The sequence below is a fragment of the Bradyrhizobium altum genome (assembly GCF_020889705.1).
GTDB classification, from domain to species: domain Bacteria; phylum Pseudomonadota; class Alphaproteobacteria; order Rhizobiales; family Xanthobacteraceae; genus Bradyrhizobium; species Bradyrhizobium altum.
In genome coordinates, this window is sequence record NZ_JACMYP010000036.1 from 21396 (window position 1) to 47060 (window position 25665).

Sequence of the window (25665 nt, forward strand, 5' to 3'; positions counted from 1 at the left end):
GACGAAGCAATCCATGTCTCAGCAAGTGGCGGGATGGATTGCTTCGCTCTCGCTCGCAATGACGAGAAGATGGTCTTGCCCGGATCTACCTTCCCATCGCCTGGTAGATCAGCGTCTTCAGCTCCTGCTGGATCCGGCCGCGCTGTGATGGCGTCTGCACCATGAATATCCCGAACAGATCGTCCGCGGGATCGATGAAGAAGAACGTGCCGCCGACACCGTCCCAGCGATACTCGCCCAACGGCCAGGACGTGTTCGGCGGCACCGAGGTGCGGACCGCGAAGCCGAGGCCGAAGCCGGAGTTCGGACCGGGATAATAGTTCTTGTCGCGCACGACCCCGGTTTCCGGACCGATATGATCCGACGCCATCAGCGCGATGGTTTCCGGCTTCAGATAGCGCCGGCCCTGATAGCTGCCGCCGTTCAGAAGCATCTGCGAGAAGCGCGCATAGTCGCCGACGGTGCCGACCAGGCCGCCGCCGCCGGATTCGCGCCTCAGCGGCTGGCGCGGGTCGCTGATGTCAGCGATCGGGCTGAGGTTGCGATCCGTCGGCATCGGCTCGGCGATCAGCGGCCATTTCGCGCGGTCGGCGACATAGAACGCGGTCTCGTTCATGCCGAGCGGATCGAGCAGCCGCTCCTTCTCGACCTGAAACAGGGATTTGCCTGTTATCACCTCGATGATGCGGCCGAGCACATCGGTGGAATGGCCGTAGTCCCATTGCGTGCCGGGTTGCTCGGCGAGCGGCATCGCCGTGAGCCGCGCCACGAATTCGGCATTGTCGGGATCATTGTCGAACAGGCCGGCATCGGCGTAGGTCTTGTTCACGACACCGCCGCCATAATAGCCGTAGGGCAAGCCTGCCGTGTGGCGCATCAGGTCTTCGATGGTCACCGGCCGCTTGAGCGGCTCCAGCGTCATCGACGGCTTGCCCTCGTCGCCACGCTTCTCCACGCCGACCTTCATGTCGGCAAAGGCCGGGATGTATTTCGACACCGGATCGTTGAGGGCAAGCTTGCCCTCCTCCACCAGCATCATCGCGATGACCGTCGTGATCGGCTTCGACATCGAATAGAGACGGAAGATGGTATCCGCGCTCATCGAGTATTCGGTGGCGACGTCACGGACTCCGAAATTCTGGTAGTAGACCGGCTTGCCATGCTGTTGCAGCAGCAGGATCCCGCCGGGTATCTTCCCGGTCACGATCTCGTTCCTGACATAGTCGGAGACCTTGGCGAGGCCCTCCGGAGAAAAGCTGTGCGCGGCAGGCCCTGCGGAGCCGGCCTGTGCAGCCGTAGCAACGGACGCGAGCACGAGCGCCGCGACGAACGCGCGGCACTCGCGCATATCAGTTCTCCATGGCTTCATAGACGAGCTGCTTCAACGTCCGCTGGATGCGCTGACGCTCGGTCGGCGTCTGCTCCAGGAGGATGAAGAACATGTCCTGCTTGCGGTCGATAATGTAATAGCAGCCGCTGGCGCCATCCCATTTCAGTTCACCGAGATCGCCGGGCGGCGGCGGCTTGGCATTGCCTGGATCGGTGCGCACTGCGATCCCGAGCCCGAAGCCGAAGCCGTCGCCGGGGAAATAGAACACGTCGCGCGCAACGCCGGAGCCCGGGCCGACACGATCGGTCGTCAATTCCTTGAACGTCTCGGGCTTCAGGATGGTCTTGCCGTCGAGGGTGCCGCCGTTGAGCAGCATCTGGGCGAAGCGCGAATAATCCGCCATGGTCGAAACCATGCCGCCGCTGGCGGATTCCCATTTCTTGACCTTGGTCGGATCGTTGATCCGGCCGACCCGGAAATCGCTGTCGGTCGGGAGCGGTTCGGCCATCAGCTTCTGCTTCTCGGGATCGGTGACGAAGAAGCCGGTGTCCTTCATGCCGAGCGGGTCAAGCAGCTTCTCGCGCTCGATCGTCGAGAACTTCTCGCCGGCGGCCACCTCCATCACGCGCGCCAGCACGTCGGTGGAATGGCCGTATTGCCAGAGCCCACCGGGCTGGTTGTGCAGCGGCAGTTTGGCGATCCGCTCGGCGAATTCGGCGAGGTCGAAGTCGCCGGCGTAGATGTTGGCATCCTTATAGGCCTTGCGGACCAGGCTATCGCCATAGAAGCCGTAGGTGATGCCCGACGTATGCGTCATCAGATCGAGGATCGTCATCGGGCGCTGCGGCGGCACCAGTTCGAGCGTCTTGGTGCTGTCCTCGGCCTTCTTCTCGACGCCGACCTTCACATCGGCAAAGGACGGGATGTATTTCGAGACAGGATCGTCGAGCTTGTATTTGCCCTCTTCCAGGAGCTGCATCGAGACCACGGCGGTGATCGATTTGCTCATCGAGAACAGGCGGAAGATGGTCTTGTCGGTGATCGGCGCTTTGCTGACCGCGTCCTGCACGCCGAACGACTCGTGGTAGACCGGCTTGCCGTGCTGCTGGATCAGGACCAGCGCGCCGGGAATCTTTCCGGTCGCCACCTCGTTCTTGAAGAACTCGCCGATCTTGGCGAGCTTGTCGGGATTGAAATGCGCACCCGCCGGAATCTCATAGGTGCCTTCTGCGCGCCATCGGCGCCGCGAGCACGACCGCAGCGGCTGCGGCCGCGCACGCCAGACGAAGTAAATGCATTTGATTGCTCCCTCCCCGGAAATCACGCGGAAGTGTAGCGGCCGCGTGGTCAGGCACAAGGGCTCCCAAAGGAGGCCAAAGCGGCCTCGTGCAATTCGGCGCTGGGGGCGGAGAAGCAGCAGAAGATCACGTGCTCGACGCAGGGGGCGGTGGTCAGCGTGTCGACGACAGCCCTTACGGCGATCTGGGCCGCGCGATCCGCGGGGAAGCGATAGATGCCGGTCGAGATTGCGGGGAAAGCGACCGAGGCAAGGCCGTGCTTTTCACAGAGCTCCAGCGATCGCCGATAGCAGGATGCAAGCAGGCTGTCCTGGTCGAGCTTGCCGCCATTCCACACCGGGCCGACCGTATGGATGACGTGCCTGGCAGGCAGCCGATACCCTTTGGTGATCTTGGCCTGGCCAGTCTTGCAACCATGAAGCATACGGCATTCGGCGACCAGATCAGGCCCCGCGGCGCGATGGATCGCGCCGTCGACGCCGCCGCCCCCAAGCAGCGACGAATTGGCCGCGTTGACGATGGCGTCAACGCGTAGCGTCGTGATGTCGGTAACGATGACTTCGAGCCGCGCCTTGCCTATCTGGCGCGCCGTCAAGGTCAGGCAGCCACGTCGACCGGGATGCCCTTGTCGGCAAACAGCTGCTGCAATTCACCGGCCTGGAACATCTCGCGGATGATGTCGCAACCGCCGACGAACTCGCCCTTTACATAGAGCTGCGGAATCGTCGGCCAGTTCGAATAGACCTTGATGCCGTCGCGCAGCTCGGCCGATTCCAGAACGTTGAGGCCCTTATAGCCGACACCGATGTGGTCGAGGATCTGCACGACCTGACCGGAAAACCCGCACTGCGGGAATTGCGGCGTGCCCTTCATGAACAGCACGACGTCGTTCGACTTCACTTCGTTGTCGATGAATTGCTCGATGCTCATTTTCGCTTCCTTCGGGGGCGGCGCTCTCAAGCCTTGTGGGCCGGCCCACCCTTCTAACCCGTGACTGGCTATATATGTAGCTCAAACCATTGTGCATCCAAAGCAAAATGGCGGAAATCTGGCATGCGGCGGGGGCCGGACGGCACCGCAAAAGGAGCCGGGATTATCTGACGGCCCCAATATCATCATGGGGGGAGGCTTTTTTCCCGTAACGGAGCCCCTATCTAGGACGAACTGTCCGTCTGGAACCAGTTTGCCGAAGCAACGTTCTCCCCTTGAATCGGAGACCATCGTTGACGAAACCAGCCTCTGCCGCGGCCGCCATTCCCGGCACCCCCCCGTCATTGTCCTCCGAATCCGGATCGCTCGCGCAGCGGCTGGTGGATGCCTATCGCGCGGTCCGCAACGAGACCGAGCGCCGGGCCGCGCCGCTGTCGGCGGAAGACCAGCTGATCCAGTCGATGCCGGATGCGAGCCCCGCCAAGTGGCACCGCGCCCATACCGCCTGGTTCTTCGAGCAGTTTCTGCTCGGCGAGCACGTCAAGGGCTACACGCCGTTCCACCCGGACTACGCTTATCTGTTCAATTCCTATTACGTGGGCGCCGGCCCCCGCCATGCCCGCCACCAGCGCGGCCATCTGACCCGCCCGACCGCCGACGAAGTCACCGCCTACCGCCACCATGTCGACGCCGAGGTGGTGAAATTCTTCCAGACCGCCCCGACAGAACAGCTCGCGGCGCTGGTGCCGCTGGTCGAGGTCGGCCTTAATCACGAGCAGCAGCATCAGGAGCTGATGTACACCGACATCCTGCATGCCTTCGCACAAAACCCGATCCCGCCGGCCTACGATCCGGCGTGGCGCTTCCCGGCATCGCAGCGCGGGCCTGAGGAATGGGTGACACTCAGCGAAGGCATCCACACCGTCGGCCACGGCGACGACAGCTTCCATTTCGACAATGAGAAGCCCGCGCATCGTGCGCTGGTCGGCCCGGTCAAGCTCGCGAAAAACCTCGTCACCAATGCCGACTGGCTCGCCTTCATCAAGGACGGCGGCTATTCTACCGCCACGCTGTGGCTGATGGATGGCTTCGGCACGGTGACCAACGAGGGCTGGCAGGCGCCGGGCCACTGGCGCGAGATCGACGGCGAGTGGAAGATCATGACGCTCGGCGGTCTGCAGCCGATCGATCCGCAGGCTCCGGTTTGCCATGTCAGCTACTACGAAGCCGACGCTTTCGCCCGCTGGGCCGGCAAGCATCTGCCGACCGAGATGGAATGGGAGGTCGCGGCGCGCGCCGGCCTGCTCAACGACGCCTACGGCATCGTCTGGCAATGGACCCGCAGCGCCTATTCGCCCTACCCGGGCTACCGCGCGATCGAAGGCGCGCTCGGGGAGTACAACGGCAAGTTCATGGTCAACCAGCTCGTGCTGCGCGGCTCGTCGCTGGCGACGCCGGCCGGTCACAGCCGTGTCACCTACCGCAACTTCTTCTATCCGCACCATCGCTGGCAATTCACGGGGTTACGCCTCGCCGACTATGCCTGATTGAGTCCTGTCGACATCGATGACGCGTCGGTAAGCGCGTTCGGGAGAGTATCATGAATGTGCATGCCGCCGCTTTGGCCAAAGCGTATCCGTTCGACGAAGCGACCTCGGCGTTTGCCGGCGATGTGATCGGCGATCTCGCCCGTCACCCGAAACGGCTGTCGCCGAAATATTTCTACGACGCCACGGGCTCGGAGCTGTTCGAGCAGATCACGGTGCTGCCGGAATATTATCCGACGCGCACCGAGCTCGGCATCCTGCGCGACCGCGGCAGCGAGATCGCCGCGATCATTCCGGACGGCGCAGCGCTGGTCGAGTTCGGCGCCGGCGCGACCACCAAGGTGCGCCTCTTGCTCGAGCACTGCGAATTCGCCGCCTATGTGCCGGTCGATATATCGGGCGATTTCCTCAAGGCCCAGGCCGATGGCCTGCGCCGGGATTTCCCGGGTCTTGGCATCTATCCGGTCGCGGCCGATTTCACCACCCCGTTCGCACTGCCCGAGGCGGTCGCTGACATGCCGAAGGTCGGCTTCTTCCCGGGCTCGACGCTCGGCAATTTCGAGCCAAGCGAGGCCTTGGCCTTCCTGCGCAGCGCGCGCAAGATCCTCGGCCACGGCGCGCAGATGATCATCGGCGTCGATCTCGAGAAGGACGAGCGCGTGCTGTACGACGCCTATAACGACGCGGCCGGCGTCACCGCGCGCTTCAACCTCAATGTGCTGGTTCGGATCAACCGCGAGCTCGGCGGCAATTTCGACCTGTCGGGCTTCACCCACCGCTCGATCTACAACCGCGACCGCCATCGCATCGAGATGCACCTGATCAGCCGCAAAGCGCAGACCGTGCGCATCCTCGGCAACACCTTTGCGTTCCGTCCGGGCGAGAGCATTCACACCGAGAACAGCTACAAATATTCGCTCGAGCGATTCACCGCGCTCGCCCGCAGCGCGGGCTGGACGGTGCGCGACAGCTGGACCGACGCCAACACCATGTTCTCGGTGCACGCTTTGGTCGCGGACTAAAACTAAACCGGATGGGGCAACAATCATGGGCCGGCGTGCGCTGCAGATCGCGACGGCCCTGCTCGCCCTCGTCCCTATCCTGACCGGCATCATCACCATGCTCGGCGTGAGCGATCCGCTCTACGCCTCGTCGGGCGTTCCGTCGCTGCCGGTGCTCGACAGCAATCTGCGCTTCTTCGGCGGGGTCTGGCTCGGTCTCGGCCTCGCTTTGCTCTGGCTGGTGCCGCGGATCGAAAGCGAGAGCGTGCTGTTCCGCGTGGTCTGGGGCGGCATCTTCCTCGGCGGCATCGGCCGGCTGCTGTCGATCGCGATGGTCGGCCTGCCGCCGCTGCCCTTCGTGGGCTTCACTGCGCTCGAAGTGATCGGCGCCCCGCTGTTCGTCTACTGGCAGCACCGCGTGGCCACGGCCGGTCGCAGGTAGCGACCCGCGCTATTCTTCCTCCCCGCTCGACCGCAGCGAGATCGATTCCCACGCCGCGACCACGATCATGATCGCGGTGGTGACGATCGAAAGCACCAGCGGTGACATCTCGCGGGCGAAATAGGCCGTGATCGCAAGTGCCACGATGCCGACGCCGTGCGAAAGCTGCAGGAAGTTGCGGATCACGTATTTGAACAGGATGGTCCCGACCAGGAACAGCGCAGCGCCGCCGACCGAGCTCACGATGGTCTTCAGGTCGGAATGGCCGGACGGGTGCTTCAGCACCAGTTCGTCGGCGACTGCGGTGAGGATGATGCCGCCGACGATCGGCATGTGCAGATAGGTGTAGGCGATCCGCGCCACGCGGCCGGATTCCGCGGACTTGGAGATCATGTCCGCGCCGGCCTCGGCGCCCTTGTGGAAATAGATCCACCACATCGCGATGCTGCCGACCAGCGCCGAGATGAACGCGGCGACATTCTCCGGCGTCCAGGTCAGATCGGCAAAGGTCGCGCCGTCGACCACGATCGCCTCGCCGAGCGCAATGATGATGAAGCCGGCGCAGCGCTCGGCCATATGGCCGCCCTCGACCGACCAGGCCTCCATCGAGGAGAAGCCGAGCCCAGGGGTCCAGAACCGCAGAGCCGGCGCGACGTACTCGATGGCCAGCGCCGCGATCCAGAGCCACATCCGCGTCTCGTGCTCGGCAAATCCGCCCAGAACCCAGAGCACGGCCGAGCAGGACAGCCAGGTCAGGATACGGATCGCGTTGTGGCGCACCGCGGTCCGGTGCCGCGGCGTCGCCAGCAGCCAGAACGCGGTGCGGCCGACCTGCATCGCTGCATAGGTCCCGGCAAACCACAGCCCGCGGCCCTCGAAGGCGGACGGTATCGAGGTCGACAGCAGCAGCCCGCCCAGCATCAGGACAAACAGCAGCAGGCGGACCGGTGTCAGGTCGGGATTGAGCCAGTTGGTGACCCAAGTGGTGTAGACCCACACCCACCAAACCGCGAGGAACAGCACCGTGACCTGCACCGCGCCCAGCGGGGTGAAGTGGTGCAGCAGCGTGTGCGACAGCTGCGTGACGGCGAAGACGAAGACGAGGTCGAAGAACAGCTCGGCATTGGTGACGCGGCTGTGCTGGTTCGGCACGATGACGCGAAACATCGCGCCGCGCGGATTATCTGCCATCGCTTGGGGCCCCGCCCGGTCGCCGGGGCCTAGCCTTCCGGCACGCCGGTCTGCAGGGCCAGCGCGTGCAGCACGCCGCCCATCTGGCCCTTCAGCGATTGGTAGACGATCTGGTGCTGCTGAACCCGGGACTTGCCGCGGAATGACTCGGAAACGACAGTGGCCGCGTAGTGGTCGCCGTCGCCGGCCAGATCACGGATCGTCACCTCGGCATCAGGGATCGCTGCCTTGATCATCGATTCGATATCACGGGCGTCCATCGGCATCCCAGTCCACCTCCGTCAGGTCATTCGAATCAGGGCCGATTCGGCCAGGAAAACCAAGACAAAACCTAAGATAAAACCTCAGATAAAACCCGGCACTTGAGGTCTTCTAGGTCATCCTGGGGCACACTATATTCCCATTCCCAGCGATTTAAACCTGCATCAATCGGTCACAAGCCATCACGCCGAAATGACCAGAAGAGGCGCAGAATCATGAAGCTCCCCGGCCCCGACCATCCGATCACGATCACGCCCAATGCCAGGCGCGTCCGCATCACCGCCGACGGCGTCGTCATCGCCGAGACCACCCACGCGCTGACCTTGAAGGAAGCGAGCTATCCGGCCGTGCAATACGTCCCCCGGCAGGACGCCAACATGGAGCTGTTGACCCGCACCGAGCGGACCACGCATTGCCCCTATAAGGGGGATGCGAACTATTTCAGCATCAAGGCCAACGGCAAGACGCTGGACAATGCGATCTGGACCTATGAGGAGCCCTTTCCGGCCATGACCGAGATCGCCGGCCACCTCGCCTTCTATCCGGACAAGGTGAAGATCGAGGAAGTCGCCTAGACCATCGCGCCTGCCGCACGCGCCGAGCCTCGCCCGGCCGTTTCGGCGTGGTGCCCACCTGGCCTGAAAAACGGAAATGCCCGGGCGAGGCCCGGGCATGACGACGGGAGTGTTCGGCCGGATCGCCGCTAGACCCTGAATATCGTGAGCCCAAGGATCAGCAGCACCAGGAAGATCACGACGAACACGTAGAACAGGAAACGCGCGATGTCGGCGGAGGCGGCGGAAATGCCGGTGAAGCCGAGCAGGCCCGCGATGATCGAGACGACAAGAAAGACCAACGCCCATTTCAGCAGTGTCATTGCTCGCTCCACAAACCGCGCGCTCAGCGCGTCCGCCCGACAACGCCCGCCACCGACCCCGGTTCCAGAACGAAACAGTTCCACTGAAATGACCGACCTCGACACCACGGAATCGGGACGATTGGGCCTTGCTGAATCGGGTTCCCGATTGCAACATCAGGGTGCAGACCCGGCTGGGGGCACCATGAAATCGATTGCTCACGCGGCTCCGGCCGCCGACGTCCAGGCAGCACCGAAGCTCCACAAGCGCAACGTCGCCCTCGACCGTGCACGCACCTTCCTGACGCTGGTCGTGCTGCTGCATCACGCGGTGATCCCCTACACCCATTTCGGCCACACCGACCCGACGTCCTGGATCGGCTTCGACTGCGTGGTGCTCGCCACCGACAGCTTCTTCATGGCGATGTTCTTCTTCCTGTCGGGGCTGTTCGTCTGGCCCGGGCTCGGTCACAAGCCGTGGCTAATCTTCCTGCGCGACCGGCTGCTGCGGCTCGGCCTGCCCTTCGTGATCTGCGCGTTCACTGTGATTCCGATCGCCTATTATGCGATCGCGCTGCGTGCGACGCCGGAGCTGACCTTCTCCGAATTCTGGTGGAAGACCATGATTTTCGGGCCCTGGCCGAGCGGCCCGATCTGGTTCGTCTGGGTCTTGATGACCTTCGACGTGACGGCGAGCGTGCTGTACCGGGTGTCGTCGCGCCTGCTCGAGCCAATCAACCGTCTGTCGATCAAGGGATTTGAACGTCCCTCGAAGTTCTGGCTGTTCCTCGTCGTCGTCAGTGCCGTCTTCTATCTGCCGATGCTGGTCCATTACGGCCAGAACTACTGGTTCGAGCTCGGACCGTTCTCGGTGCAGGCGAGCCGGGTGCTGCTGTATGCGTCCTACTTCTTCATCGGAGCAGGGATCGGGGCGGCAAACCTCGAGGGCGGCCTGCTCAGCGCAAACGGACGGCTGACCGAGCGGCGCTGGTTCTGGACCGGCATCACGCTGATCCCCTACTGCTTGATGTGGGTGATGATCTACATCAAGCGCGGGATCATCGGTAACCCCGACCCGCTGCCGGGCTGGTATCTCGCGTCCTACGGCACCTTCTACGTGCTGTTCAGCGCCTCGATCCTGTTTGCGATCCTTGCCTACTTCCTGCAATCGAAGGCGCAGGGACCGACGCTGCTCGACCGCATGCAGGGCGACGCCTACGGCATGTTCTTGGTGCACTATCCGATCGTGCTATGGCTGCAATACTGGCTGTTCGACATGGAATTGCCGGCGATCGCCAAGGCCGCGATCGCGTTCTTCGCCACCGTTGCGCTGAGCTGGGCCGCCACCGCCGTGCTGCGCAAGATTCCCGGCTCAAAATACGTGCTGTAGCTTCCTTTAGCTGCAGCAATCTCACCGATCACCGCGACGAGCTGGTCACGGCGGCGTCGCAAGCGGCGGGCCGAGGTCGGGCGCCGCCACCAACAAGTTGCGCACAACCTGCCATTGGTCACATGTGGCCATGTGATTCTCGGCTATGCTGGCCGGACTGCTGACCCTAGGGAGGCCTGAGATGAACGACCCTCAAGTTGGATGGATCGCCGCAATCATCGTCGGCGGATTGGCCGGCTGGCTCGCCGAGATGTTCATGAAGACCGGAACCGGCATCTTCATGAATATCATCCTCGGCATTGTCGGCGCCACGCTGGCGAACTGGCTATTGGGTCTGCTCGGCGTGTCGCTCGGCGGCGGATGGATCGGCTTTCTCGTCGCCGGCTTCATCGGCGCCTGCATCATCATCTTTGCGTGGCGCGCGATCCGCGGCGCGACGTAGGCTTGATCCGCAGGGACCGCGGTCGAACAGAAGAAAATAGCGCGATGATGGGTTCATCGCGCTATTGAAATGGTTGCTTCGCGCCGCAGCGCCTGATCCTGCCGGATCAGGCGGCGGTGTTGTGCATATAGTTCGGCAGCCAGTGCTCGAAGGCGCGGGACAGGCTTTCGATCGTCACAGGCGGCTCGCCGGCGACCGCAATCGCCTCGCCGCCGGTGGTGCCGATGCGTGCGCACGGCACGCCGGCGCCCTTCATCTTGGCCAGCACGAGACCGGCGTCGGCCGCAGGCACGGTGACGATGTAGCGGGCCTGATCCTCGCCGAACCAATAGGCATGCGGCACGATCGAGGACGGCGCCGCCAAGAGCTGCGCGCCGATGCCGCTCGCGATCGCCATCTCGGCGAGCGCGATCAGCAGCCCGCCGTCGGAGACGTCATGCACCGCGGTCGCGGTGCCGGCGTGGATCATGCCGCGCACCACGTCGCCGTTGCGCTTCTCGGTGGCGAGATCGACCGGCGGCGGAGCGCCCTCCTCGCGGCCGCAGACGTCGCGCAGGTAGACCGACTGGCCGAGCCAGCCTTGGGTGTCGCCGACCAGCAGGATCGCCTCGCCGGCCGCCTTGAAGGCCAGGGTCGCGGACTTGGTGAAGTCGTCGAGCAGGCCGACGCCGCCGATCGAGGGCGTCGGCAGGATGCCGCGGCCGTTGGTCTCGTTGTAGAGCGAGACGTTGCCGGACACGACCGGGAAATCCAGCGCGCGGCAGGCTTCCGAAATACCCTTCAGGCAGCCGACGAACTGGCCCATGATCTCGGGCCGCTCCGGATTGCCGAAGTTGAGATTGTCGGTGATCGCGAGCGGCCGGCCGCCGACCGCGGTGATGTTGCGCCAGGCTTCCGCCACCGCCTGCTTGCCGCCCTCGAACGGATCGGCCTCGCAATAGCGCGGCGTGACGTCGACGGTGAGCGCGAGCCCCTTCGGCCCGTCCTCGACGCGGACCACGGCGGCATCGCCGCCGGGACGCTGCATGGTATTGCCCAGGATGACGTGGTCGTACTGCTCCCAGACCCAGCGCTTCGAGCACAATTCGGGCGTACCGATCAGCTTGGTCAGCGCCTCTGCGATCCCGAGCGGCGGCTTGACGTCCTGCCCGCGGATCACCGGCGGCGCAGTTGATGCGACGTGCGGGCGGTCATAGACCGGCGCCTCGTCGCCGAGCTCCTTGATCGGCAGATCGGCCATCACGTCGCCGCCATGCTTGACGACGAAGCGCTTGCTCGGCGTGGTGTAGCCGACGATGGCGAAATCGAGCCCCCATTTGCGGAAGATCGCCTCGGCCTCTTTCTCCTTCTCGGGCTTGAGCACCATGAGCATGCGCTCCTGGCTCTCCGAGAGCATCATCTCGTAGGCGCTCATTCCGGTCTCGCGGGTCGGCACCGCGTCGAGATCGAGGTCGACGCCGAGATCGCCCTTGGCGCCCATCTCGACCGCCGAGCAGGTCAGGCCGGCCGCGCCCATGTCCTGGATCGCGACCACGCAATCAGCCGCCATGATCTCGAGGCAGGCTTCCAGCAGCAGCTTCTCCGCGAAGGGATCGCCGACCTGCACGGTCGGGCGCTTCTCCTCGGAGGCGTCGTCGAATTCGGCCGAGGCCATCGAGGCGCCGTGGATGCCGTCGCGGCCGGTCTTGGAGCCGAGATAGACGATCGGCATGTTCACGCCGGAGGCCGCCGCGTAGAAGATCTTGTCGGCATCTGCGAGGCCGACCGCCATCGCGTTGACCAGGATGTTGCCGTCATAACGGGTGTGGAAGCGCACCTGGCCGCCGACCGTCGGCACGCCGAACGAATTGCCGTACCCACCGACGCCCGCGACCACGCCGGACACCAGATGCCGGGTCTTGGGGTGCTCCGGTGCGCCGAAGCTCAGCGCATTCAGGCAGGCGATCGGGCGTGCGCCCATGGTGAAGACGTCGCGCAGGATGCCGCCGACGCCGGTGGTCGCGCCCTGGTAGGGCTCGATGTAGCTCGGGTGGTTGTGGCTCTCCATCTTGAAGACCACGGCCTGGCCATCGCCGATATCGATCACACCGGCATTCTCGCCGGGGCCCTGGATCACCCAGGGGGCCTTGATGGGCAGCCCGCGCAGATGGATGCGCGACGACTTGTACGAGCAATGCTCGTTCCACATCGCCGAGAAGATGCCGAGCTCGGTGAAGGTCGGAACCCGCCCGATCAGCTTCAGGATGCGCTCATACTCGTCCGGCTTCAGCCCGTGGGCGGCGACGAGTTCGGGGGTGATTTGAGGCTCGTTCTTGGGCGCGGTCATGGGACCCTTAATAGGTAGATCGAACGGGGGCGAAAAGGCCTTTTACGGCCCATTTCCGGCCTGTCCAGAGCTTTGCGGCGGTTGGACGCGGCCCGGGATTTGCAGCCTGGATTGAAGCCCGGATTTGTACCTGGGATTTGCACAATGGGGATGGATCGGATTTAAGGTCCCGAACCCGATAATTGAAGGCCAGATTTCGTGAACGAGCTCGCCAAGACCGCACTCACTACGGCATTCAACCGCCGCCCCGACCTGCACGTCGAGACCGAAGGCGAATTCGCCGGCTGGCGAACCTGGACCCGGGACAGTTTCGAGACCCATACCGGCCCATTCTACCACCGCATGGACGAAAACGGCCGCATCGCCTGCGCGTTCCGCGTCGGCCCGAAGCACCTCAACGGCTCCGGCAACGTCCATGGCGGCTGCCTCATGACCTTCGCGGATTACTGCCTGTTCGCGCTCGCCTCCCCGGTGCTCCAGGGCCCAGGGGTCACGGTCTCGTTCGCTTCGGAATTCCTCGACGCCGCCCGCGACGGTGCCTTGATCGAATGCACCGGCGAGGTCACGCGCGCCGGCGGATCGCTGATCTTCGTGCGCGGCATGCTGACATCGGCCGAGCGGCCGCTGTTCAGCTTCTCCGGCACCATCAAGCGGACGAAGCGCAAGGCGCCGGCGGCGACGACAGCGTAAAGCGCGCTGGAGCCCGTTCAGATTGAATCGGAATGGGCTCCGGATTTTTCTTTGACGCGTTCTCTTCACGCGAACCGCTACCCACTTCGCGCGAAAATGCTTCGCGCCTGTGGACAACCGCCGTCATCCAGCCGTTACATCGCCGCGGGTTGAATCGACAGCACCGCGCTACCGCGTTGTGTTCACGCGCGTTCTTCGCGTAAAGCATTTCAAACGCCGGTTGTGACGCGACGACATGCTGTCTTTGCGTCGTCGCGCGCGCGTCACATGCACGTCAGCCAAGCCCCCGAAGATTGCTGAACGGTTTCTGTTTGTGCATTCGCGCAGCGAAGTTGGGGCATTCTCATGAAATTGAAGACGTTTGTTTCCGTCACGTCGGTGATGTCGCTTGTCGCATCGCTGGCGTGCGTTGCAACTCCGGCGCGCGCCGGCCAGGACGGCGACAATGGCGATCGCGGCGTCGGCGAGTCCCGCGGTCAGGATCAGGATCAGGACCATGACGGCGACCATCATGGCCGCAAGCCGCGCGTGGTGATGATCTCGCTCGATGGTGCCAAGCCCGATTTCATCCAGAAATTCATCGAGGAAGGCGTGCTGCCGCGCGACGGCGGCCTCGCCCGGCTCAGCCGGCGCGGCGCAGTAGCGCTGCAGAACGTGACGGCGTCACCGTCGCTCACCGCGGTCTCGCACATTGCGATCGCGACCGGTTCGACGGCGGTCCATAACGACATCCCTTCCAACACGTTCGAGCCGATCGTCGGCCCGATCTCCAGCAGCATCAGCGGCTTCGCGGCGCCGATCGGCGGCTACAACGAAAGCCCGCTCGGGCCGTCGGCGCACCCGACGGCACAACCGCTCTGGGTGCAACTGCGCCAGCAGGGCAAGAAGGTCATCACCGCGACGTGGCCTGGTGGCGACGGCGCCGACATCTCGATCAACAAGACCGTGGTGCAACCGGCCCAGCCCATCCGCGTGACCGACTTCACGGTGCCGTTCGGCGCGTTCGGTGGCATCGGGGCCCAGGGCTTCACGCTGTCCCGCAGCGACTTCACGACCGATCCGGGCATCGTGGCGGCGCTGCAGGCTGCCGGCCATTTCTCGTTCAGCCCGGTGCTGGTAACCTCGGCGCCGATCGAGACGTTCTCATGTTCCGCGGCGGCAACCGCGACCTGCACCAGCGCCGCGACGCTCGACGTCAAATATTCGATCCGCGTCGCCGCCATCGACACCACCAATGACCGCAAGGTGAACTACGACACGCTGGTGTTCTTCGATGCGAACAGCGGCATCACCGCAGGACCGTTCCACGCACCGTCGACCGGGCCGGCCTACGTCAAGTTCGGCGGCGAGAACGCACCGTTCTTCTTCGAAGGCAGCGGCGCGAGGGTCGGCGCCGCCTACTTCGTCTCGGCGCTGTCGCCAGACCTCTCGGTGGTGCGCTTCGCCCGCTACGGCGCCAACTTCATCCCGCGCAACACGCCGGTGTTGGCCGATGTCGACGACATCAACAACAATATCGGGTTCTGGCGTCCGCAGGCCGACTTCCGCATTCCGGAGCGCCTGAGCCCGGGCTTCACCAATTTCCCCGACGTCGAGATCGAGACGATGTACGAGGACATGGTGAAGACCTTCGTGCGCTACCAGGCCAATATCGGCGAGCGCGCGATCAAGACCCATCCGGACGCCGACCTCGTCATGGTCTATATCGAGCAGCCCGACGGCTCCGAGCACCAGTTCCTGCTGACCGATCCGCGCCAGGGGACCAACCCGACCGACCCGAATTCGATCGGCGCCAACCAGGATCCCGCCAAGGTCAAGCGCTACGCCTCCTACATCCGCTTCGCCTACCAGACGGCCGACAGGGCGGTGAAGCAGATTGCCGATGCCGCGGGCCGCGACAGCAACGTCGTCGTGGTGTCGGATCACGGCTTCGCGCCGTTCCACACCTCGGTCAATCTCACCAACATCCTCCGCAACGCGGGCATCGACACCAGCAAGGTCGGGATCCGCACCTCCGGCCCGGCCGCCGACATCTACGTCAATCTGCAGAACCGCGAACTCGGCGGCACCGTCGATTTGGCGACCTACCGTAACCTGGTGGCGCAGATCACCGATACAGTGACGAACGCGGTCGATCCCAATGCGCGCTTCAACTACTCGCTCAAGGAGCAGCGCATCTTCACCGTCGTCGAGACCCGGCCGCTGCAATGCGACGCCGGTACCGGGCAGTGCACCAGCAAGACCGTCGGCCAGGACTATGGCGACGTGTTCGCGCTGATGGCGCCCGGCTACAATTTCGACGGCGTGCAGAATCCCGGTGTCGCGCGCCAGGGCGACGCGCCGTTCAATGCGGCGACCACTGCCTTGTCGATGCCGAACTTCTACGGTGCCCACGGTCACGATCCGGAGCTTCCGGTGATGAGCGCGACGTTCATCGCCGCGGGGCCGCAGATCCGAAAGGACACCGTGGTGCGGCACATGCGCAATATCGACGTGGCGCCGACCATCATGCGGCTCCTCGGCACCACACCGCACCAGGTCGATGGCGAGGTGCTGAGCGAGGTCCTGCGCTAGGATCCTTCGGCAAATTCAGTGCGGTGGACGTCAAGCCGGCGTCCACCGCCTCCCCGATTTGCGGCCCGGAATCATCACGCGCGCGGCGTGCCGAACCGCTCGATCACCTCGGCAAGCGGAACGTGACCGACGCAGGCTCCTGACCCCGGACTGCTCTCGCCCTTCTCCAGCGCCGTCGCGTAGATCACGGCCGGATCGGCCTCCAATCGTGCGCGAAGTGCGGCCAGTTTCAGCCAGCGATTGCGGTCGGCGACGGCGTGGAAATCGAGCCAGCGCGCGACGCCGATCAGCAGCCCATCCGCCAACGTCGGATGGTCGCCGAGCAGGAACGGCGCATCGCCGATCAGTTGCTCGAGCCTGTCGTGCCGCTGCACGACATTGCCCTGCCCCCACTGCCGCAACGCAGACTGCATCGCGGGGTTCGGCGTCTGCATCTCCAGCGCCGCCCATAGCGGACTGAACGCGGCGGTGAAGCCGGTGTTCACGAAGGCCATCAGCTGACGCATCCGGTCGGCCTGCGGCGACAGCGGGTCGAAGCTGATGCGGCGCTCGGTATCGCGTGCCGCGAGCCAGCTTGCGATCGCCATGTTCTCGGTGAGCATCCTGCCCTGGTCCGTGACGAAGGCCGGCGTCTCATGCCGCGGATTGATCCGCGCATAGGAGGGATCGCGCATTTCGCCGAGCATGTCGACGCGGCAAAGGCGATAGGGCTTGCGCAGCCATTCGAGAGCTGCAACGAGCCCCATGGAGCTTCCCAACGGGAAGCCATAGATAAGAATAGGTTCCATGATGTGGTCTCCGGTGAAGTCTGACGATCAAGCTGCGCAGCGGAGCCGGACCCTATTCGCCACATCCGTGAAGTAAATTACGCACCTTTTTGTAACCACGAGCCGCCATGAAATCTCTCGTCTCCCGCTGCCCGATCGAGGAAGTGATGCAGATCCTGAGCGGCCGCTGGCCGACGCTGCTGATCTATTATCTGAAGCAGGGCACCAAGCGATTCAGCGACCTGCGCCGCGACAACCCGACCATCTCGCACAAGATGCTGACCCTGGAGCTGCGCAAGCTGGAGGACGCCGGCATCGTCGAGCGCACCGAATTCGACGGCTATCCGCTGCGCGTCGAATACCAGCTCACGCCGGCCGGCCACCGGCTGGTGCCGCTGATCGACGCGCTGGGCGAGTGGTGGGAAACGACGTCGAGTGCCGCAGCCCAGTGCAGTTCCGTGGATGCCGAGCCGGTCATTCCGAATACCGTCTCGCGGGATTGAACGGCACGAAGCGCCGTCAAACTTGCGCTGGCATCGGATAGGCTCCCGAAGTATCAGTTTTGATGCGCGGCAATGCGCGGGGGAGCCAATCAAGGTGCCGCAGTGCACAGCTAAGACGGGCGGCGTGACGGCTCCCGCGATCACGCCGATCCTGTCCACCGCGCCAGGCGCGCGCGGCTGGCGCGACTATGCCCTGCTGCTGGCGCTGGCCTGCTGCTGGAGCTCGACCTATCCACTGACCAAGATCGGGCTCGGCTCGATCCCGCCGGTCACCTTCATCTCGGCGCGCTCGCTGGTGGCGGCCGCCTTCCTGCTCGTGGTGCTGCGGATCCGCGGCATCCGCATCCCGACCGACACCAAGGCGTGGAAGCTGTTCGCCTTCCAACAGACCATCAACTCGACGATCCCGTTCCTGGTGATCACCTGGGCGCAGCTCTACGTGCCGGCATCCAACACCGTGGTGCTGGCCTCGACGACGCCGATCTTCGCCTTCCTGATCACCTGGGCGATCACGCGGCACGAGCCGGCCTCGCCGCTCAAATTCGTCGGCGCCATCCTCGGCCTCGCCGGCACGGTCGCGATCATCGGCCTCGACGCGCTCTCGGGCTTCGGCAAGGAGATTGTCGCCGAGATCGCGATCCTGCTCGCCACCGTCTCGTTCGCCTGCGCCACGATCTTCGGGCTCCGTCTCTCCGACTATGACCCCATGGTGGTGGCCGCCGGCTCGCTCTTGTTCGGCGGCACCGTGCTGCTGCCGGTCGCGTTGATCGTCGACCATCCCTGGATGCTGCATCCGACGCCGCAGGCGCTGGCCGCCACCGTCGTGATGGGCATCTTCTCGAGCGCGTTCGGCCTGATGCTGTTCTACATGTGCCTGACGCGGCTCGGCACGCTCACCACGAACGCGCAAGGCTATTTGCGGATTCCGATCGGCGTCGCGTTATCAGTGATCCTGCTCGGGGAATCCGTGCCGTCGAACCTGGCGCTCGGCCTCTTGCTGGTGATGGCCGGCGTCGCCGCGATGACGGTGCCGGCCGAGGCCTATAAGCGCGCGCTGAGCCGATTGCGAAACCGCTAGCCTGTGTCGCAGCTCAGGCTGACAACTGCTTCTCGGCGATCGAGAGCCACTCGGCCTGCGCATCGCGCAGGTATTTCGGCGCACGCCGCATCTGGATCAACAGCTCGTTGAACACGATGCGCGCTTCGGCGGTGCAGCCGACCAGCTGCAACAACAGGCCATAGCGGACCCGCGCCTCGGCTCCCGGAAAATACTGCGTGACCGCCTGGTATTCCTCGAGCGCCTCGTCGAGCCGGCCCGTTTCGGCGAGCGAACGGGCGTAGAGCAGATGCCCCTCGGCGGACTCGAAATCGGGCCAGCGCTCGCGCAAGGCGTCGAGCGTGGCCAGTGCCTCGGCCGGTAGCTTGCGGGCGAACTGGGCCTGCGCCTTGGCCAGCGCGTAGGCCGGATCGTCGCCCTGCGGCAGCCGCAAGACGTGGTCGTAGTGGTTCTCCGCCTCCTCGAAGCGTCCGATGGTCTGGCACTCCGCGGCCAGCGCGGCGCGGTTGGCGATCGTGTCGGATGTCGCGAGGCGGTCGGACAGTTCGCGATACCGTTTCTCCGGATCGATACGGTTGGCGACGCGCTTGCGCGCCTGCGCGGCGGCCGGTCCGCCCCACCATTCCGGAACGAGCTCGACGACGATATAGGCGAGCGCGCCGATCAGCGGCACCATCAGGATGATGAAAGCCCACGGCTGCAGGCGCCCGGTGCGCGAGGCGTGGTAGATCAGCGTGATGTCGAGCAGCAATATGACCAATGCAACGGGCATCAAAGATCCCAGCGAGCCGGACAGATCATCCCAATCGCCTCCGTCATAACGTGCCCGGCACGCTGCGACAATCCTCGGTTGCTATTCCGGCCAGCGCTAGCGTGAAGAGATTGTAAAACGGAGGCAACTATCCCTGCATTGGTATCTGATAGAACGGACCAGGTTCATTGGTCCGGGGCGTCCGAGCGGGGCCCATAGGCGCTATTTCTTGTCGTCCGCCAGCAGCGCGCGGTACTTCGCGACGTCGCGGGTCACGAGCTGCTGCAGCACTTCGGGTGCGAGCTCGTCGGCGTCGGGCGCAACGGTCGACAGCTCGACGAAACGCTTCTTCACCGCTTCGCTCGCGACCGCGGTGCGCGCGGCGGCGTTGAGCTTGGCGATGATCTCAGGCGGGGTGCCCTTGGGCGCGAACAGGCCGTTCCAGCCCTGCGCCTCGAACTCTGCTAGGCCAGCCTCGGCCGAGGTCGGCAGCTCCGGCAGCGAGGCGAGCCGCACGGTCGAGCCGACCACGACCGCCTTCACCAGTCTGTCGTCGATCGCCTGCGACACCGAGGCAGCCGCATCGCAGACGCCGTCGATCTGGCTGCCGATCGCGTCCGTCAGCGCGAGCGCCGCGCCGCGATAGCCGACCAGCTGCACGTCGATCCCGGCGGCATGCACGAAGCTCTTGCAGATCAAATAATTCGAGGAGCCGACGCCGGCATGGCCGAGATTGACCTTGCCCGGATTCTTCTTGGCGTAGTCGATGAATTCCTTGAGGTCCTTGGCCGGAAAATCCTTGCGCAGCGCGACGATGCCGAAGGTTTTCGCCACCACGGCGATCGGCGCGAAGGAGTCGGGCGTGAACGACAGCTTTGGATAGATCGTGTAGGTCGCGGCATTGGTGCCGGCGTTGCCGATCGCGATCGTGTAGCCATCCGGCTCGGCACGCGCGGCACGGGTCAGCGCGGTCGAGCCGCCGGCGCCGCCGACATTCTCGATGATGATGGTCTGGCCGAGCGCGGCGCTCATCTGGTCGGCCACTGCACGGGCGATCACATCCGAGGTGCCGCCGGCCGTGAACGGCACGATCATCGTGATCGGACGCTTCGGGAAGTCCAGCTTCGAGGGATTCTGGGCGTTGGCCGCCGTCGCAAGCAACAGGACCGCGGCTGCCACCACGGCAAGGCACCTTCCAAACATGGTGGTTACGCCGCCTTGTCGAACTGCTGGACCAGCCCTGCAAACAGGCCGCGGCCGTCGGTGCAGCCCATGATTTCTTCGACGTGGTTTTCCGGATGCGGCATCATGCCGAGCACGTTGCCGCGCTCGTTGACGATGCCGGCGATCGAATGCGCGGCGCCGTTGAAGTTGGAGGCCTCGTCGACCACGCCCTCGGCGGAGCAGTAGCGATACAGCACCCGCCCGTCGCCCTCGAGCCGCTTCAGCGTCTCCTCGTCCGCCTCGTAATTGCCCTCGCCATGCGCGACCGGCACGCGGATCACCTGGCCGGCATTGTAGCCGCGGGTGAACGGCGTGTCGGAGCGTTCGATCCGCATATGCACGTCGCGGCAGACGAATTTCAGCCCGGCATTGCGCATCAGCACGCCCGGCAACAGCCCGGACTCGCAGAGGATCTGAAAACCGTTGCAGACGCCGAGCACCAGCCCGCCCGAAGCTGCGAAGTCGCGCACCGCGTCCATCACGGGCGCGCGGGCCGCGATCGCGCCACAGCGCAGATAGTCGCCATAGGAGAAGCCGCCGGGCACCACCACGAGGTCGGTGCCTTTGGGCAGCGCGGTCTCGGCGTGCCAGACCATCGCGGTCTCATTGCCGGATGCAAGCTTGAGCGCGCGCGCCATGTCGCGCTCGCGATTGATGCCGGGGAAGACGAGGACGGCTGATTTCATTGCATCACCTGGTTTTGGGTGCCAGCACGAGCTTAACTGCGGCGGCAAACTTCGCGTAATTGTCGTTGCTGGCCTTCTCGTCACGCGCCGAGCTGATCAGGCTAGCGGAGCCTTGTCCGCCAAGCAGCAAGCCGCTGACCTGATACTCGCTTGCGCCGTTGGCTGTCACGGTCAGGCGCCGTGCCTTGAACATGCGCGGCCCCGCGGTGCCCTTGTCGCCATCGACGCCGAGCAGCGTAATGCGCTGCCCTGGCGTCCGCTGCTCCAGCGCCTTGATGATCTGCTCCTGCCCCTCGCGGAACTGGTCGAGCGTCATCTGTTTTCCGCCGGTATAATACCGGTAGCTCACCTTGGAGCCCGCACCGCAGGACGATTGCGCGCAGCGGAACATATGCACATCGGAGCCGCGGCGCTCGTAGCTCCATCCGCTGACCGTGAACGGCGGCGGCTGCGTCGTCGCGGCAGGCGCTGCCGGTGCCGGTTGAGCCGAGGCCCCGCCGATACCGGCCGCGGTCAGCAAGCCGATGCAGAGCGCTCCGATGAAGATTCGGTCACGGCGAGCAGCGGCGGGAGCGGCTGTTATCATTTGGCGCGCTCGCTAGCTCAGAACCTCGACCCGGTAGTTCTCGATCACGGTATTGGCCAGCAGCTTGTCGGCGGCGGCCTTGAGCGCCGCCTCCGCCTTGGCCTTGTCGGTCGCGGCGAACTCGATGTCGAACACCTTGCCCTGGCGAACGCTGGCGACGCCGTCGACGCCGAGCGATTTCAGCGCGCCCTCGATCGCCTTGCCCTGCGGATCGAGGATGCCCGACTTCAATGTCACAGTTACACGTGCCTTCACGGTCGCCCCTTAAGCTTAGCCCTTCACCAGCACCGGGCCGCTGCCGGCCGGCCGCTCGTTCTCGATCAGAATGCCGAGCCGCTTCGCGACCTCGGTGTAGGCCTCAAGCAGGCCACCCAGATCCCGGCGGAAACGGTCCTTGTCGAGCTTCTCGTTCGACTTGATGTCCCACAGCCGGCAGGAGTCCGGCGAGATCTCGTCGGCGACGATGATCCGCATCATTTCGTTCTCGAACAGCCGCCCGCACTCCATCTTGAAGTCGACGAGGCGGATGCCGATGCCGAGGAAGAGGCCGGTCAGGAAGTCGTTGACGCGGATCGCGAGCGCCATGATGTCGTCGATCTCCTGCGGCGTGGCCCAGCCGAAGGCAGTGATGTGCTCTTCCGACACCATGGGGTCGTTGAGCTGGTCGTTCTTGTAATAGAACTCAATGATCGAGCGCGGCAGCTGGGTGCCCTCCTCGATCCCGAGCCGCTGCGACAGCGAGCCGGCGGCGACGTTCCGCACCACCACCTCGAGCGGCACGATCTCGACCTCGCGAATCAGCTGCTCGCGCATGTTGAGACGGCGGATGAAGTGGGTCGGCACCCCGATATCGTTGAGGTGCTGAAACAGGTACTCCGAAATCCGGTTGTTGAGGACGCCCTTGCCCTCGATCACCTGGTGTTTCTTGGCATTGAACGCGGTCGCGTCGTCCTTGAAGTGCTGGATCAGGGTTCCCGGCTCGGGGCCTTCGTAAAGCACCTTGGCCTTGCCTTCATAAATACGGCGTCGACGGCTCATTGGGATGTACCGTGTTTTGTTGAAATCCATGGATTTGGGTGCTCCGGATGACTTGGGTTACGACCCACGACGGAGCTGCCGCGGAGGCCTGGAACCCGAACAATCCACTGGAAACAGAACAAGAACCATGCCTGTTGGCAACCTATCCGATTGGGCCATCCAGCACAATCGATAGTGCCCGCTTCGGGGCACTTATACCGCCCTATCAAAAAGGCCCGATTCCGCCTGTTTTGCCTGCGGCTTAACGGCTCGTTGTCTTGCCGATTCCTCTCCTCTATCTAGGCAGGCATCGGGGCTGCCGCAACGAGCAGAAAGCCCGTCATTCAGCAGGGAACTGGAACTTCAGCCATGAACGAATTCAACAAGCGCGAGGAAGGTTTCGAGAAGAAGTTCGCCCTCGACGAGGAGCTGAAGTTCAAGGCTGAGGCGCGCCGGAACAAGCTGCTCGGCCTGTGGGCTGCCGAGAAGCTCGGCATCGCGGGCGATGCCGCCAATGCCTATGCCAAGGAGGTGGTGGCCGCCGATTTCGAGGAAGCCGGCGACAATGACGTGCTGCACAAGGTTCTGAAGGACCTCACCGCCAAGGGCCAGGCCGTCACCGAGCGCGACATCCGCGCCAAGATGGACGAGCTGCTGGCCGTGGCCGTAGCCCAGGTCAAGGCGGGAACCTAAGTTTCTCGCGCCGCCTGAGCTCCAATTCGACTTTTACGCGCGCCGGACACCGTTCCGGCGCGACGTGTTTGTGCCCCTCGCTTTCGTGAAGTCGGCCCGGATGATCTCGAGCAGGCGGCGCGACGCGGCGCTGAGGAAGCCGCCATGCCGCGTCACGGCGACAACCTCATGACTTGCGGTGAGATTGCCGACGCCGATCGTCGCGATCGAGGAGGCGCGCAGCTCCTCCGCCGCGTTGCTTTGTGACAGCAGCGCGATCCCGAGCCCGGCCTCGACCAGCCGCTTCTGCGCGGTGAGGCTGTCGACCGGCGTCCAGGCGACCTCGCCGAGCCCGTGCGTCAGGAACAGGGCGAACACGTGCGAAGCGGTGATCTCGCGCCGTCCGGGCACCTCGGGAAAGGCGATCCAGCGCTCGTCCCTGAGATCGGCAAGACGGCCGACCCGGCGTCCCGCCAGCGGATGGTCCGGCGCGCAGACCACCCCGAGCGGCTCGACGAACAGCACCTCGCAATCGAGGTCACCCGAGCGGTCGCGGTCGTAGCGCAGCCCGATCGTCGCCTCGCCGCGCCGGATCAGATCGCTGACCTCGGCACTGGTCGCGGTACGCAGCGTCAGCGCGACATCCGGATGCCGGCGGGCAAAGCGCTTCAGCACCTTCGAGAGCCGCTCGCCCGCAAGCGTGCCGGTCACCGCCAGCGCCACCGGGCCGGAATTGTCGCGCAGCAGCGCGCGCACCGCGTTCTCGGCATCCTGCGCCGCCGCCACCGCGCGTTCGGCATAAGGCACCATCACCCGCCCCGCATCGCTCAATCTCGTCTTGCCCGCGATCCGCTCGAACAACGGCACGCCGAGCTCCTGCTCGAGCAGCGCGATGCGCCGCGAGATCGCCGGCTGCGAGCGATGCAGCGCCTTGGCGGCATTCGAGATTCCGCCGCGGCGATGCACCACCAGGAACGTGTTGAGCGCGTCGCTGTCCATCCCTCACCTCATGCAAAAAACTGATGATATCGAGAGAAATAACAAATTTGTTTGATGGCCGAAACCGCCCTATCGCTGGGCCAGTCGCTTTTTCCAATCATCAGGAGTTCACATGCGCACCCAGGCAGACAAGGCAGCACGGTTTCGCGAACTGCATCAGCGCCCCGGCGCCTTCATCATCCCGAATCCCTGGGATGCCGGCACGGCGAAGCTGCTCGCGGCGATGGGTTTCGAGGCGCTCGCGACCACCAGCCTCGGGCTCGCCAACACGCTCGGCAGCGCGACCGTCAGCCTCGATGCCATCATCGAGAACTGCCGCGTGATCGCCGCGGCCACCGACCTGCCCGTCAACGCCGATCTGGAGAATTGCGGCGCGGATGATCCGAAGACCGCGGCGAAGGCGATCACCCGCGCAGCCGAAGCCGGCGTCGTCGGCGGCTCGATCGAGGATTCGACCGGCAATCCGCAGCGCCCGATCTACGACTTCTCGCTCGCGGTGGAGCGGGTTCAGGCCGCCGTCGAGGCTGCGCGGGCGCTGCCGTTCTCATTCACGCTGACCGCCCGCGCTGAGAACTTCCTGCACGGCCGCAAGGATCTCGACGACACCATCAAGCGGCTGCAGGCGTTCGAGGCCGCCGGCGCCGACGTGCTGTATTCGCCGGGTCTGTATGACATCGGCACCATCAAGACGGTGGTCTCGGCCGTGAAGCGGCCGTTCAATCTCGTGATGGGCTTTGCCGATCCGACCTTGACGGTCGAGCAGCTCTCCGCCGCCGGCGTCAAGCGCATCAGCGTCGGTGGCGCGATGGAGCGTCACGCGCTGGCCGCGTTCCTGCGCTGTGCCCGCGAGATGAAGGACGACGGCGCGTTCAGTTTCGTGCGCGACATGGCGCCGGTGAAGGCGATAAGGGATATGTTTGCAGCTGGTCAGGCATGACCTAACCGAGGGTCATCGCAGGGCGCTGGCGACGAGCCGTTGGCCTCCGCGGAGCCTGCCGGCGCCGCCCCGGATCGCCAGAGGCGGCCGCTGCAAGAATCTGGTATGGTAGCGCCAACACCGCAAGTCCGGCCAAGGCGCTATCAGACCTGATGATTCATGACAGGTCGCGACTTGCAGGCAGCCTC

Annotated in this window: 28 protein-coding genes; 12 read left to right on the forward strand and 16 right to left on the reverse strand. The window is 64.6% G+C overall.

Going from position 1 to position 25665, the window contains the following annotated elements:
• Positions 1-85 precede the first annotated feature (85 nt).
• The 4 genes from H8B02_RS12600 to grxD all read right to left on the reverse strand — a co-directional run bounded on the left by H8B02_RS12600 (position 86) and on the right by grxD (position 3558).
• Positions 86-1348, reverse strand: a complete 1263-nt coding sequence (locus H8B02_RS12600) for a serine hydrolase domain-containing protein (protein ID WP_229166532.1) — start codon at positions 1346-1348, stop codon at positions 86-88.
• Position 1349: 1 nt separating this feature from the next.
• Positions 1350-2591 (reverse strand): serine hydrolase domain-containing protein, encoded by a 1242-nt coding sequence (locus H8B02_RS12605; RefSeq protein ID WP_229166555.1) that lies wholly within the window; start codon positions 2589-2591, stop codon positions 1350-1352.
• Between the two features lie 86 nt (positions 2592-2677).
• A complete protein-coding gene (locus H8B02_RS12610) occupies positions 2678-3223 on the reverse strand; it encodes an O-acetyl-ADP-ribose deacetylase (RefSeq protein ID WP_376711649.1) in 546 nt (181 codons plus the stop codon).
• Positions 3224-3225: 2 nt separating this feature from the next.
• Complete coding sequence (grxD, locus tag H8B02_RS12615; protein WP_028336765.1) at positions 3226-3558, reverse strand: Grx4 family monothiol glutaredoxin; 333 nt, start codon at positions 3556-3558, stop codon at positions 3226-3228.
• A 293-nt stretch (positions 3559-3851) separates the two neighbouring features.
• Between grxD and egtB the strand changes: the two genes are divergently transcribed.
• From egtB to H8B02_RS12630, 3 genes are read left to right on the forward strand one after another with little or no spacing between them, the layout of a single operon-like run.
• Positions 3852-5105 (forward strand): ergothioneine biosynthesis protein EgtB, encoded by a 1254-nt coding sequence (egtB, locus tag H8B02_RS12620; protein ID WP_229166533.1) that lies wholly within the window; start codon positions 3852-3854, stop codon positions 5103-5105.
• 53 nt (positions 5106-5158) lie between these two features.
• Positions 5159-6127, forward strand: a complete 969-nt coding sequence (gene egtD / locus H8B02_RS12625; RefSeq protein ID WP_229166534.1) for an L-histidine N(alpha)-methyltransferase — start codon at positions 5159-5161, stop codon at positions 6125-6127.
• A gap of 25 nt (positions 6128-6152) precedes the next feature.
• Positions 6153-6548: a DUF4345 domain-containing protein gene (locus tag H8B02_RS12630; RefSeq protein ID WP_229166535.1), complete on the forward strand. Its 396-nt coding sequence runs from the start codon at positions 6153-6155 to the stop codon at positions 6546-6548.
• Between the two features lie 9 nt (positions 6549-6557).
• On the opposite strand, the gene H8B02_RS12635 is transcribed toward H8B02_RS12630, so the two are convergent.
• Both H8B02_RS12635 and H8B02_RS12640 read right to left on the reverse strand, forming a co-directional pair.
• A complete protein-coding gene (locus H8B02_RS12635) occupies positions 6558-7739 on the reverse strand; it encodes a low temperature requirement protein A (protein WP_229166536.1) in 1182 nt (393 codons plus the stop codon).
• A 29-nt stretch (positions 7740-7768) separates the two neighbouring features.
• Positions 7769-8005 (reverse strand): BolA family protein, encoded by a 237-nt coding sequence (locus H8B02_RS12640; RefSeq protein WP_021077843.1) that lies wholly within the window; start codon positions 8003-8005, stop codon positions 7769-7771.
• 210 nt (positions 8006-8215) lie between these two features.
• Here H8B02_RS12640 and H8B02_RS12645 point away from each other — a divergent pair, with 210 nt between their 5' ends.
• Positions 8216-8575 (forward strand): DUF427 domain-containing protein, encoded by a 360-nt coding sequence (locus H8B02_RS12645; protein WP_212309974.1) that lies wholly within the window; start codon positions 8216-8218, stop codon positions 8573-8575.
• Between the two features lie 128 nt (positions 8576-8703).
• Here the strand turns inward: H8B02_RS12645 and H8B02_RS12650 are convergent, their stop codons facing one another.
• Entirely contained in the window at positions 8704-8877 is a 174-nt protein-coding gene (locus H8B02_RS12650) for a DUF1328 domain-containing protein (RefSeq protein ID WP_021077845.1), read from the reverse strand.
• Between the two features lie 184 nt (positions 8878-9061).
• On the opposite strand from H8B02_RS12650, the gene H8B02_RS12655 reads away from it, so the two are divergent.
• The gene (locus tag H8B02_RS12655) at positions 9062-10246 is read left to right on the forward strand and encodes an acyltransferase family protein (RefSeq protein ID WP_229166537.1); all 1185 of its coding nucleotides are present in this window, start codon (positions 9062-9064) and stop codon (positions 10244-10246) included.
• A gap of 181 nt (positions 10247-10427) precedes the next feature.
• Entirely contained in the window at positions 10428-10688 is a 261-nt protein-coding gene (locus H8B02_RS12660) for a GlsB/YeaQ/YmgE family stress response membrane protein (RefSeq protein ID WP_092115308.1), read from the forward strand.
• A 106-nt stretch (positions 10689-10794) separates the two neighbouring features.
• Here H8B02_RS12660 and purL read toward each other — a convergent pair whose 3' ends face one another.
• Positions 10795-13014, reverse strand: a complete 2220-nt coding sequence (gene purL, locus H8B02_RS12665; protein ID WP_229166538.1) for a phosphoribosylformylglycinamidine synthase subunit PurL — start codon at positions 13012-13014, stop codon at positions 10795-10797.
• Between the two features lie 198 nt (positions 13015-13212).
• Here purL and H8B02_RS12670 point away from each other — a divergent pair, with 198 nt between their 5' ends.
• Both H8B02_RS12670 and H8B02_RS12675 read left to right on the forward strand, forming a co-directional pair.
• Entirely contained in the window at positions 13213-13704 is a 492-nt protein-coding gene (locus H8B02_RS12670) for a PaaI family thioesterase (protein WP_229166539.1), read from the forward strand.
• Positions 13705-14049: 345 nt separating this feature from the next.
• On the forward strand, positions 14050-16278 hold the full coding sequence (locus H8B02_RS12675) for an alkaline phosphatase family protein (RefSeq protein WP_229166540.1): 2229 nt from the start codon (positions 14050-14052) through the stop codon (positions 16276-16278).
• Between the two features lie 74 nt (positions 16279-16352).
• Here the strand turns inward: H8B02_RS12675 and H8B02_RS12680 are convergent, their stop codons facing one another.
• Positions 16353-17066 (reverse strand): glutathione S-transferase family protein, encoded by a 714-nt coding sequence (locus tag H8B02_RS12680; RefSeq protein WP_229166541.1) that lies wholly within the window; start codon positions 17064-17066, stop codon positions 16353-16355.
• Positions 17067-17173: 107 nt separating this feature from the next.
• On the opposite strand from H8B02_RS12680, the gene H8B02_RS12685 reads away from it, so the two are divergent.
• Entirely contained in the window at positions 17174-17548 is a 375-nt protein-coding gene (locus tag H8B02_RS12685; RefSeq protein ID WP_229166542.1) for a winged helix-turn-helix transcriptional regulator, read from the forward strand.
• Between the two features lie 124 nt (positions 17549-17672).
• On the forward strand, positions 17673-18626 hold the full coding sequence (locus tag H8B02_RS12690) for a DMT family transporter (RefSeq protein WP_229166543.1): 954 nt from the start codon (positions 17673-17675) through the stop codon (positions 18624-18626).
• Positions 18627-18639: 13 nt separating this feature from the next.
• Here the strand turns inward: H8B02_RS12690 and H8B02_RS12695 are convergent, their stop codons facing one another.
• The 6 genes from H8B02_RS12695 to purC form a co-directional block, all read right to left on the reverse strand.
• Positions 18640-19377, reverse strand: a complete 738-nt coding sequence (locus tag H8B02_RS12695) for a tetratricopeptide repeat protein (RefSeq protein ID WP_229166544.1) — start codon at positions 19375-19377, stop codon at positions 18640-18642.
• A 201-nt stretch (positions 19378-19578) separates the two neighbouring features.
• Positions 19579-20559, reverse strand: coding sequence for a tripartite tricarboxylate transporter substrate-binding protein (locus H8B02_RS12700; RefSeq protein WP_229166545.1), 981 nt, complete (start codon positions 20557-20559; stop codon positions 19579-19581).
• 5 nt (positions 20560-20564) lie between these two features.
• Positions 20565-21266: a phosphoribosylformylglycinamidine synthase subunit PurQ gene (gene purQ, locus H8B02_RS12705; RefSeq protein WP_229166546.1), complete on the reverse strand. Its 702-nt coding sequence runs from the start codon at positions 21264-21266 to the stop codon at positions 20565-20567.
• A gap of 4 nt (positions 21267-21270) precedes the next feature.
• Entirely contained in the window at positions 21271-21852 is a 582-nt protein-coding gene (locus tag H8B02_RS12710; protein WP_229166547.1) for a hypothetical protein, read from the reverse strand.
• A 12-nt stretch (positions 21853-21864) separates the two neighbouring features.
• Positions 21865-22107 carry a phosphoribosylformylglycinamidine synthase subunit PurS gene (purS, locus tag H8B02_RS12715; RefSeq protein WP_229166548.1) on the reverse strand — a complete coding sequence of 81 codons (243 nt, stop codon included), beginning with the start codon at positions 22105-22107 and terminating at the stop codon, positions 21865-21867.
• A gap of 15 nt (positions 22108-22122) precedes the next feature.
• Entirely contained in the window at positions 22123-22890 is a 768-nt protein-coding gene (gene purC / locus H8B02_RS12720; RefSeq protein ID WP_229166549.1) for a phosphoribosylaminoimidazolesuccinocarboxamide synthase, read from the reverse strand.
• Positions 22891-23238: 348 nt separating this feature from the next.
• Between purC and H8B02_RS12725 the strand changes: the two genes are divergently transcribed.
• Complete coding sequence (locus H8B02_RS12725; protein ID WP_229166550.1) at positions 23239-23562, forward strand: DUF1476 domain-containing protein; 324 nt, start codon at positions 23239-23241, stop codon at positions 23560-23562.
• Between the two features lie 33 nt (positions 23563-23595).
• Here the strand turns inward: H8B02_RS12725 and H8B02_RS12730 are convergent, their stop codons facing one another.
• On the reverse strand, positions 23596-24540 hold the full coding sequence (locus H8B02_RS12730; RefSeq protein WP_229166551.1) for a LysR family transcriptional regulator: 945 nt from the start codon (positions 24538-24540) through the stop codon (positions 23596-23598).
• 112 nt (positions 24541-24652) lie between these two features.
• On the opposite strand from H8B02_RS12730, the gene H8B02_RS12735 reads away from it, so the two are divergent.
• Positions 24653-25477, forward strand: coding sequence for an isocitrate lyase/PEP mutase family protein (locus H8B02_RS12735; RefSeq protein WP_229166552.1), 825 nt, complete (start codon positions 24653-24655; stop codon positions 25475-25477).
• Positions 25478-25665 lie beyond the last annotated feature (188 nt).